General features: G+C 64.0%; 16 protein-coding genes and 2 pseudogenes. 17 read left to right on the plus strand and 1 reads right to left on the minus strand.

The genetic code is table 11. The features are described from left to right. From OC184_RS18470 to OC184_RS18480, 3 genes and pseudogenes are all read left to right on the plus strand, one after another. Positions 1-99, plus strand: a pseudogene (locus OC184_RS18470) (IS5/IS1182 family transposase); the annotation flags it as partial. A 747-nt stretch (positions 100-846) separates the two neighbouring features. Further along, complete coding sequence (locus tag OC184_RS18475; protein WP_265508627.1) at positions 847-1,071, plus strand: hypothetical protein; 225 nt, start codon at positions 847-849, stop codon at positions 1,069-1,071. Further along, positions 1,068-1,367 carry a hypothetical protein gene (locus OC184_RS18480; RefSeq protein WP_265508628.1) on the plus strand — a complete coding sequence of 100 codons (300 nt, stop codon included), beginning with the start codon at positions 1,068-1,070 and terminating at the stop codon, positions 1,365-1,367. The genes OC184_RS18475 and OC184_RS18480 overlap by 4 nt, the downstream gene beginning before the upstream one ends. Before the next feature lie 4 nt (positions 1,368-1,371). Here the strand turns inward: OC184_RS18480 and OC184_RS18485 are convergent, their stop codons facing one another. Continuing rightward, positions 1,372-1,566: a hypothetical protein gene (locus OC184_RS18485; protein WP_265508630.1), complete on the minus strand. Its 195-nt coding sequence runs from the start codon at positions 1,564-1,566 to the stop codon at positions 1,372-1,374. Between the two features lie 163 nt (positions 1,567-1,729). Here OC184_RS18485 and OC184_RS18490 point away from each other — a divergent pair, with 163 nt between their 5' ends. The 14 genes and pseudogenes from OC184_RS18490 to OC184_RS18555 all read left to right on the plus strand — a co-directional run. After that, positions 1,730-1,981: a MerR family transcriptional regulator gene (locus OC184_RS18490; protein WP_265508631.1), complete on the plus strand. Its 252-nt coding sequence runs from the start codon at positions 1,730-1,732 to the stop codon at positions 1,979-1,981. Positions 1,982-2,109: 128 nt separating this feature from the next. Then, entirely contained in the window at positions 2,110-3,264 is a 1,155-nt protein-coding gene (locus OC184_RS18495; protein ID WP_322630229.1) for a phage portal protein, read from the plus strand. Then, positions 3,261-3,464, plus strand: a complete 204-nt coding sequence (locus OC184_RS18500) for a hypothetical protein (RefSeq protein ID WP_265508633.1) — start codon at positions 3,261-3,263, stop codon at positions 3,462-3,464. The genes OC184_RS18495 and OC184_RS18500 overlap by 4 nt, the downstream gene beginning before the upstream one ends. Further along, on the plus strand, positions 3,451-3,843 hold the full coding sequence (locus OC184_RS18505; RefSeq protein WP_265508634.1) for a hypothetical protein: 393 nt from the start codon (positions 3,451-3,453) through the stop codon (positions 3,841-3,843). The genes OC184_RS18500 and OC184_RS18505 overlap by 14 nt, the downstream gene beginning before the upstream one ends. After that, positions 3,840-5,375 (plus strand): phage major capsid protein, encoded by a 1,536-nt coding sequence (locus OC184_RS18510; RefSeq protein WP_265508635.1) that lies wholly within the window; start codon positions 3,840-3,842, stop codon positions 5,373-5,375. Before OC184_RS18505 ends, OC184_RS18510 begins: the two co-directional genes overlap by 4 nt. Then, entirely contained in the window at positions 5,372-5,533 is a 162-nt protein-coding gene (locus tag OC184_RS18515) for a hypothetical protein (RefSeq protein WP_265508636.1), read from the plus strand. The genes OC184_RS18510 and OC184_RS18515 overlap by 4 nt, the downstream gene beginning before the upstream one ends. Positions 5,534-5,888: 355 nt before the next feature. After that, positions 5,889-6,371 carry a hypothetical protein gene (locus OC184_RS18520; RefSeq protein WP_265508341.1) on the plus strand — a complete coding sequence of 161 codons (483 nt, stop codon included), beginning with the start codon at positions 5,889-5,891 and terminating at the stop codon, positions 6,369-6,371. Next, positions 6,371-6,808, plus strand: a complete 438-nt coding sequence (locus OC184_RS18525; RefSeq protein ID WP_265508637.1) for a hypothetical protein — start codon at positions 6,371-6,373, stop codon at positions 6,806-6,808. Before OC184_RS18520 ends, OC184_RS18525 begins: the two co-directional genes overlap by 1 nt. Positions 6,809-6,811: 3 nt before the next feature. Then, positions 6,812-7,117, plus strand: a complete 306-nt coding sequence (locus OC184_RS18530; protein WP_265508638.1) for a head-tail connector protein — start codon at positions 6,812-6,814, stop codon at positions 7,115-7,117. Then, on the plus strand, positions 7,117-7,527 hold the full coding sequence (locus OC184_RS18535) for an HK97-gp10 family putative phage morphogenesis protein (RefSeq protein ID WP_265508639.1): 411 nt from the start codon (positions 7,117-7,119) through the stop codon (positions 7,525-7,527). The genes OC184_RS18530 and OC184_RS18535 overlap by 1 nt, the downstream gene beginning before the upstream one ends. Before the next feature lie 116 nt (positions 7,528-7,643). After that, positions 7,644-7,940: pseudogene (locus OC184_RS18540) on the plus strand (DUF3168 domain-containing protein); the annotation flags it as partial. Beyond that, positions 7,937-8,254, plus strand: a complete 318-nt coding sequence (locus OC184_RS18545) for a phage head closure protein (protein WP_265508640.1) — start codon at positions 7,937-7,939, stop codon at positions 8,252-8,254. The pseudogene OC184_RS18540 and the gene OC184_RS18545, both read left to right, overlap by 4 nt. Continuing rightward, positions 8,254-8,643, plus strand: coding sequence for a phage terminase small subunit P27 family (locus tag OC184_RS18550; RefSeq protein ID WP_265508642.1), 390 nt, complete (start codon positions 8,254-8,256; stop codon positions 8,641-8,643). The genes OC184_RS18545 and OC184_RS18550 overlap by 1 nt, the downstream gene beginning before the upstream one ends. Before the next feature lie 3 nt (positions 8,644-8,646). After that, positions 8,647-9,190 (plus strand): terminase large subunit domain-containing protein (locus tag OC184_RS18555; RefSeq protein ID WP_322630230.1); only part of this gene is annotated, 544 nt, incomplete at its 3' end.

The following is a 9,190-nucleotide window of genomic DNA, read 5'->3' on the forward strand; positions in this document are numbered from 1 at the left end:
CTGAAAGACTGGAGACGTGTCGCCACGCGTTACGACAGGTGCCCGGAGACTTACCTCTCCGCAATCGCATTGGCCGCGACCGTCATGTTCTGGCTGTGATCAAGAACGAGTCCTGACCCTAAAGGGCGCACTAGACTTCGAGTATCGCGTCGAAAAGGACGGCGCCCGACTGGATGTCGTCAACACAAAGATGAAGGACGCTTCGCCGCCCGACGATCTGCACTTCACCTTGGAAAGTGTCCACCTCCAAGGAGACGCAGTGAGTGCAGTTCTGCGGCAGGCCGACGCCCCTCCTCGCAAGGAGCGTCGCACTCCGACGCAAACCCTAGCCATTAAAACCTATCAAGATGCTGCCCGCACTCATGGTGTCTGGAGCGGTAGTGGAAGTTCATTTCGAGGTGTGCATGTCGATCAGTGGCGGGATGCCTTCTACGCGAAGCACACGGGAGACAATGCAGGGGCTAAGCGTCAGGCGTTCCATCGTGTGCGCACGGAATTGGTAAACAGCGGTACGATGACGGTGCAAGACGATGTCTACCTAGTCGTCGATCAAACTGCCCTTGCCTCGATCTTCGCCGCTGCAGGCTCCGGCGTGACGCGCGTGACAGAGCGTGACACAGCCGAAGATGTCACGGCGCCAGATACCAGGAGGGAGCGTGACACACGTGACATGCCCTTAAGGGCTGTCACGCTGTCACGTCCAGACTGTGCCAGAGATGTTCAGGAGAGAGGTGACAATGCCGAATGTCACCCTGTCACGCACACTGGGCGAGGTCCCAGCTTATCAGACTTTGATGACCCCAATGCGGGCTATTGGCCCGACGTAACGAACGACAGGAGCAACTTATGACCCTTTCGAACATCAAGCAGTACCAGACCGTCAGCATCTGGATCACTGGCAAAGGTGACTACGCTGTGCGGGGCTATTACCGCGCCGCGAGCTATCAATTGTCCCGCCACACGACGCTGGATGAAGCGGTCTCATCTGCGTTCGCCGTGCCGCGTAAGCAAAGCTCGATCGCTCTGGTGCCGAAGTGGAACCCCGAAATTAGCAGCGAGGGCCATAAATGACCGCGATCCCCGACTTCACCATCACCAAGCTGACAGTCATCGACGGCCAGCCGAACACCCGCGGCAATCGGCTGCTGGCATCGTTCAACCTGAACCTAGCGATCATGTCAGTGCGTGGCTGTGTCCTGATCGAGAAGGAGACAGGCATCGTCGTCGCCTATGGTCCTGCGGGCAAGACATCGACAGGGCACAAGGCCAGCGCAGAGATCACTGACCCTGCACTGGCACGGGCAGTCACACGGCGGGCATCGGTGATCTACGGCGCATTCACAGGACGTGAGGTAGCAGATGAGTAGGTCGTCAGACGAACGGCATCGCGGCCTTCTGGATCATGGCCTTCACGGTCTCATAGTCTTCGACCACCACGAACCAGTCATCACCGCCAACAAGTTCCACGTTCGTCCCGCCGCCGCATCTCGGTGCAAAGGTGATGATGTGTTCAATGTTCATCGAAGTGGGCGAATTGGTTTCACGCTCTGTGACTTCGATGAACATCGCATTGCCTCGGTCCTGCCTCTATCGGATCTTCGCTGTCTCTCCTTTGTGGGTCAAGCCAGATCGGAAAATCAACCAGAGGGTGTGGTCGTCAATTTTGGCCCTAAAGCGGGGACCGGCGCGGGGAGCCGCGTGCAAGATCGGATCGAATTGGAGATTTTCGATGAGTGAGACCGACATGAAGGCCCCGCCTCTCGACGTCTGGCGACTGGATGCTGTGCTGGAGCCTGCTGAGGTTCGCGGTAAGCTGTGGGGGCTGCCGAGCATCGCGGCCTTCCTGGGCATCAGCGAGACCACGGCGCGCCGGTGGGCGAAGAAGCAGGAGATCCCGATTTATCAGCCGCCAGGCACGATGAGCTATTGCGCATTTCAGAACGAACTGCGACAGTGGCGGCGAACTAAGCCACTGGAATGATGAAGGAAATGGCAGGATTTGGTAGGTTCTGCCATCTGACGTGATACTTCTGGCCCCAGTATCTTGGGGCTATGAAAATTTGGCCCTGGTCGCGTAGCGCGGCACCCCATCAAGAGAAGTCCCTGGCCGTGCCTGACACGGACCTTGCGGCCATTCTCGGCGCCAATCTCTCCAGCGGAAACGGCATCCCGGTCAGCATCATGGATGCGCTGCGGGTGCCTGCTGTCTCCAACGCCATCCAGCTGATCTCCGAAGCCGTGGCCTCGCTCGACGTGCATGTGAAGTATGTCGAAGACGGGACCGAGATCGAGGTGACGGATCACCCGGTCCTCAACCTGCTGCGCGGCGAGGCGAACGACTGGACGACCGGCTTTGAGCTAATCCGGCAGATCATGGTCGATGCGCTGGTGGCCGATCAAGGCGGCATGGCCTGGGTCAACCGCGTGAACGGCCGCCCTGTGGAGCTCATCAGCTACCGCCAGGGAACGCTGTTCTTCGAGACCGACCTGGACACCGGCGAGCGCAAGTATCGTCTTGGCAACCGCCCTGTGGCGGCCCGCGACGTCATCCACCTGATGCCGCCCCTGCCCCGCAGTCCCCTGTCTCTGGCACGGGATGCGATCGGTATTGCCGTGGCGCTGGACCGTCACGCGGCCCGCCTGTTCACCCGCGGCGCCAAGCCCTCTGGCACACTCAAATTCCCCAAGGGCATGGGCGAGACGGCGGTGCAGAAGATCATCGCCTCATGGCGACAGACGCATGAGGCTGAGGACAGCGGCGGCCGAACGGTCATCCTCTATGACGGTGCTGAGTTCGAAGCGATCACCTTCAACAGCACCGACGCGCAGTTCCTCGAAAACCGGAAGTTCCAGATCGAGGAAATCGCCCGCGCCTTCAACATTCCCGCCCCTATGATCGGCGCCCTTGAGCGCGCCACCTGGTCGAACAGCGAGCAGAAGGGCAGAGAGTTCCTGTCCTACTGCCTGGAGCCGTGGCTTCGCGGCTTGGAAGGCGCGTTCAACCGCGCCCTGTTCAGCGACGACGAACGGGGCCGGTATGTGGTCCGCTTCGATCGCGACGACCTCACGCGAGCGGATCTTGCGACCCGTGCCACCGTCATCAACAGCCTGATCGCCAGCCGGACCCTGAACCCGAACGAGGGCCGTGGATGGCTGAGCCTGCCCCCGCGCGAGGGCGGCGACACCTTCGAGAACCCCAACATCAGCGCGGCCCCTGCCACGCAACCGCCGTCGGCGGATGAACCCGAGGAGATCCCCGAATGACCGGACCCAACGAGACCGAGATCGCGCAGCCGATCACAGCCAAGGGCAAGCCGCAGGCCGTCGTTGTCCGCATGTCGCCATTCTGCCCGCAGTGGCCCGTCGCGGCCGTCCGCAGCCAGGTCGAGCAGGCCTTCCCCGGCGTCCCGGTGATCTTCGTGGATCAGGGCACTACGATTGAGGTGGTCCATGCAGCTGAATGACATCCTCGCAGACAGCCAGGACCAGGACCGCGGCCGCGACTTCGAGCTGGCCGATCCGGTGACCGGCAAGCCGGTGGGCATCACGCTCCGCATCGCCGGCCCCGACAGTGAGACGCAGCATCGCGCCCGCATCGCCTTTACGGATGAACTGGCCGAGGCGAGTGACGATTACGGACGGGTGCCTGCGGTTGCCCGTGAGAAGGCCCGGCTGAACAACCTCGCCCGCTGCATTCTGGGCTGGCACATCCTCGAAGATGGCAGCCCGGTGCCCCTCAACCATGCCAACGCCCTGCGGCTCCTGAGGAGCGCACTGTGGGTGCAGGAACAGGTTGATGCCTTCGCGGCTGATCGTGCGGCCTTCCGGGGGACGTCAGCATGAGCCGGATCGAGGTCAAAGCCAACTTCACCGTGGACGAGGCCGGCATGGTCGAGGGCATAGCCTGGCCCTTCGGCAGCCCCGATCGGGTGGGCGACGTGATCGAGCGCGGCGCATTCGCCAAGTCGATGCCGCCGCTGCCGATGCTCGCCAGCCACGACCAGAAGGACACCGTGGGTGTCTGGGACGAGATCATCGAGACCGACCAGGGCCTGACCGTGAAGGGCCGGCTGCTGGTGAACGATGTCCAGCGCGCGGCCGAGGTTCGCTCGCTGATCCAGGCGGGTGCGCTTCGCGGCCTGTCGATCGGCTTTGCCTCGCGCAAGGCCATGCCTCGCCGGGGCGGTGGTCGCACGATCAGCGATCTTGAGCTTCTCGAAATCAGCGTGGTGGCGGTGCCTGCACATGCCGGCGCCCGCATCACCTCCGCAAAGGAACACGACATGACTGAGACGACCGAAACCAAGGGCATCGAGGCGCTGGAGGCCAAGATGACCGCGCTGGAGCAGAAGGCCGACAACTCGGCTCTTGTGGCCCGGATCGACAAGCTGGAAGCCAAAGGCAACCGTCATCAGGGTGGTGTGACCGAGGGCAAGCCCGGCGAAGTCGAAAAGAAGGCTTTCGAGACCTTCATCCGCAACGGCGTGACCGCTCTGGATGACGACGACAAGAAGACCCTGAACCTGGGCGCCAACCCGGCCGGCGGCTATGTCGTCGCCCCCGAGTTCTCGACCCGCGTTCTGCAGACGCTTTCCGAGCGTTCATCGATGCGCGCCATTGCCAACATCATGGCGATCGGCACGACCGAGATTGTCATCCCCAAGCTCAACGGCAACGTGCAGCCTGGCTGGGTCTCGGAGATCGGCCCGCGCCCCGTGTCGGAACCGACCTTCGACCAGCAGAAGATCGCTGTTCACGAGCAGGCCGTCATCGTCCCTGTGTCGCAGCAACTGCTGGAAGACAGCCTGATCGACCTCGAAGGGTTCCTGCGCAACCACATTGCCCGCGAGTTCGGGAAGATGGAGGAAGCGGCCTTTGTGAACGGCGACGGTAATGGCAAGCCCCTCGGCTTCCTGGCATCGGCGGCGGATTACGAGGCGATCGAAACGGCCCTGACCGGCGCGGAGCTGGTGGATGATCTGATCTCGCTGTTCTACGCGCTGCCCACGGAATACGCCCGCAACGCAACGTGGGTGATGAACCGCGCTACGATGGCGGCGATCCGCGGCGCCACCGACAACACCGACCGGATGATCTGGGGCGACAGCCTCGCCAACGGCCAGCCCGCGACCCTGCTGGGCCGTCCGATCCGCGAGATGGTGGACATGCCTTCGCTGGCGGCCGGCTCCTATCCGGTGGCCTTCGGTGACTTCAACGTGGGTTATCAGATTGTCGATCGCATCGGCATCCAGACCCTGCGCGACGACTTCACCGGCGCTGACAATGGCATTGTGAAGATCCGCGCCCGTCGCCGTGTCGGTGGCGCCCCGGTCATGCCGGAAGCCATCGCCGTTCTGCGGGGGGCTGCAGCATGAGCGCGGTGAAGACCAAGGCTGAGATCGCGGCTTTCGTGGCCGAGCTGGAGAAGACCAAGGGCGGCGTCGAGGTCCGGGAGGAGGATGGCGAGACCGTCATCCGCACCCGCGACGGCGACGAGCATCGCTTCAAGGTCGGAAGCCGGAAGGCCGACTGATGCCAGCCCGCGCGCCCCGGATCTGTTCTTGCGGCAAGACGGTGCCTCCGGGTGCCCAATGCCCTTGCCAGATCCAGCGCGCGGCCGAGCGGAAAGCCCGCTTTGACAAGACACGGCCCAACAGCCGCCAGCGGGGCTACACGCGCGAATGGGAGGCAGCCAGCAAGCGCTTCCTTCGCCAGCACCCTTACTGCGCAGCCTGTGGGGCACGGGCAACCCTTGTCGATCACAAAACCCCGCACCGCGGCGATCAAGCCATCTTCTGGGACAAGTCCCGGTGGCAGTCGCACTGCACCCCCTGCCATTCCGGCGCCAAGCAACGCATCGAGCGCCGCCAGTTCCGAAAGGACACGCCATGACGATCTACACCACCGCAGGCACCCGCCTCTACATCGGCGGCCCTCTCCCAGCCCAGGCTGATGACTTCGACGCCACCGACTTCTCCAGCCAGACCTGGGTTGAAGTCGGGGAAACCGAGGGCCTCGGCTCTGCCGGTGACACTTCGGCCGAAGTCACCTTCGACGGCATCAACTCGGGCCGCACCCGCCGCCTCAAGGGCACCAAGAACGCCGGCAACATGGACGTGGTTTGCGGCCTCGACCCGAGCGACCCCGGCCAGATCGCCCTGATCGCGGCAGAGCGGACCAAGAACGACTTCGCCTTCCGGGTCGTCCTGGCCGATGCGCCGGCAGGCGGCACGCCTTCGGAGCGCATGTTCGTGGCCCAGGTGGGCAGCGCGTCCGAGACCTACGACAGCGCCAACAGCGTGATGAAGTTCAACGCCTCGCTCTGGATCAACTCGAACATCGTCAAGATCGCGGCGACCGGCGGCGTCTGATGCTGTTCCCCGTCGCAGGCTCAAAGCTGTTCATTGCCGACGAGGAAGTCCCCTCGCACATGCCACCCGCCAGCGTTCCTGACGCCGCGTGGGTGGAGGTGGGCGAGGCCGAGGCCTTCGGGGTGCTGGGCGGACGCTACGAGCTGGAGGAGGCCCATTATATGGGCGGCGACGGATACATGGCCGCAAAGGGCGTGCATCGCCCCGAAACCATGCAGGTGATCCTCGGCCTCGATCCTGCCGATGCGGGCCAGATCATCCTGCGCCGGGCCTACCGTTCGCGCGAAGCCTTCCCCTTCCGGCTGCTGTTCGCGGATGGCGTCACCGAGCGGCGCTGGTTCGCGCTGGTGATGTCGGTCGGGGAGGTCTTCGACGCGGCCAACAACGTGATGCGGTTGCAGGCTGACCTGCACCCCGTCGCCAACCCGCACAGGTGATCCATGCCAACCACTGTGACACTTCCCGAGATTAAGGATCACCTGGCCCTCATGGCCGGGCAGGATCAGGACGACATGCTCCTGCAGCTCAAGCTTGATGCGGCGCAGAGCTTCATCGAGCAGTGGCTGGGCTTCACACTGCTGGAGCGGTTCATCGAGCCTGAACTGGTCCCTTCGGACCTGCGCGACGCCATCCTGCAGCTGACCGCCTGGTGGTATGAAAACCGCGAGGCCGTCATGGAACGCGGCGCCCCGCTGCCCTTCGGCGTGGCCGACATCATCGACGCACATCGGGACAGGACATTCTGATGGCGAATGACGGCGGCCTGTCCAGTTTCCAGAAGCGTATGAGAGCGGTGCCGATCGCCGCCCGCCAGGCCGTCGTGCCGGCCCTCGCAAAGGGCGGCTATGAAATTGCTGACATCATCGAGGCCCTGGCCCCCGAGGACGAGGGCGACCTGAAGAACTCCGTCGCCGTGACGTTGCCGGGACAGTCCACGCCGCCTTACTCGCAGCCGGGAGGCTCGCATGTCGTGGCAGAGAACGCGGTGGCGATCACCGTGGGCAATAGCGAGGTGCGTTATCCGCACCTGCAGGAATACGGCACCGTCAATCATCCTGCGCAGCCATTCTTCTGGCCGGGCTTTCGCCTTGGCCGCAAGCGCGCCCTGAACCGCATCAAGCGGGCGATCGGCAAAGCCATCAAGGAGGCGAAATGACCCCCGAGCTTGAGGTTCAGAAGGCCATCCGCGAGCGCCTGAACCGTAATCAGGACGTAATCAATCTGGTGCCTGCGGCGAACATCCTCGACACCAACTAGCGCCCCGCACCGCGCCCTGCCATCATCCTTGGCGAAAGCCAGTCGGTCGATGAAGGCACGAGCCTCCGCAGGGCGCATACACGGATCTTCCACACGCTGCACATCTGGGTGCGTGAGCCGTCGCTGGAGCGCTCGAAGGCCATCGGCGGCGCCATCCGCGCGGCCATGCGTCTCGGCCGCCTGGCGCTTCCCGAGGGGCTGCACTGCGCTGATCTGCTGGTGGCAAGCCAGCGCTTCCTGCGCGACGCGGACGGCGAGCACTCGCACGGCGTGGTGACACTTGAAATCTTGATTTCGGAGGCGCAGCCATGAAGGCCGGAAAGCTGACCGAGACCATCACCATCACGACCTTCCAGCTGTTCGTGAACGACTATGGCACCCCCGAGAGGGGCAGCACCCCGACCGTCGCCACCGTCAGGGCCGAGCGCATCGACCAGACCACCGAGGAGTTCCTGCGCGGCGGCGGCGCCACTGACGAGGAAACCGTGGTTTTCCGCATCCGCTTCGTGGACGGCATTACCAGCGCCGGTGAAGTCACCTGGCAGGGCGAGACCTTCAACATAAAGCAGATCACCCCCATCGGCCGCCGCAAGGGGCTGGACCTGCGCTGCGTGAGGCTGACCTGATGAAGGGAGCCAAGCCGCAACTCCGCGAGGAACAGGACGCCCTGATCGATAACATGGCGCCCCCTGACTGGCTGTCTCAACCTGCGCAGGATGAATGGGCGCGGGTGATGCCGGTGCTGGTCGAGCGCAAGATCCTGACCGATGCCGATCTCGGTGGCCTCGAAAGCTACTGCATCTGCATCGGCCGGGTGCGCCAGATGGAGACTCTGATCCAGGCCGAGAGTGACGCGGCGGCGATGCTGCCGATGATCCGCGCCCTGGACAAGGCGATGGTCACGGCGCGCCAGCTGGGCGCAGAGCTGGGCCTGACGCCCGTCAGCCGGTCCCGCCCTGCCATCCGCGACGATGACGACAGCGACGACAGCCCGTCACCCTTGGACGTGGGGTGAGGCATGGCGCCGAAGACCACACCCGTAGCAAGGGACAGCACCTTCCCAAGCTGGATCTATGACGGCTCGGAGATCGCCGACCCCTTCGGCTATGGCGAACGGGCGGTAAAATTCCTGCGTGCCCTGCGGCATCCTAAGTCGATCCTGCCCAAGCGCGCCTTCCAGCTCGACCCGTGGCAGGAGCGCATCGTCAGGCGCATCTATGGCCCCCGGCACGAGAACGGCACGCGCATGTTCAACACCGTCGCGCTGCTGCTGCCCCGCGGCAACCGCAAGACCTCTCTGGCCGCTGCGCTGGCGCTGCTGCACACCATCGCTCCCGAGCGGCGACCCGGTGGCGAGGCGATCTTCGCTGCTGCCGATCGCAAGCAGGCCGGCATCGGCTTCAAGGAGGCGGCCGGCATCATCCGCCAGGACAAGCGGCTTGTCTCGGCGGTGGGCATCTACGACGCGCACAACGCCCCGAAGAAGCTGATCCTGAGGAAGGAGCAATCCTATCTCGAAGTCATCTCGGGCGATGGTGGCCCGCAGCATGGCCGCACGCCCG

The organism is Paracoccus rhizosphaerae, from assembly GCF_026162645.1.
In the GTDB taxonomy this organism is placed as follows: Bacteria; Pseudomonadota; Alphaproteobacteria; order Rhodobacterales; family Rhodobacteraceae; genus Paracoccus; species Paracoccus rhizosphaerae.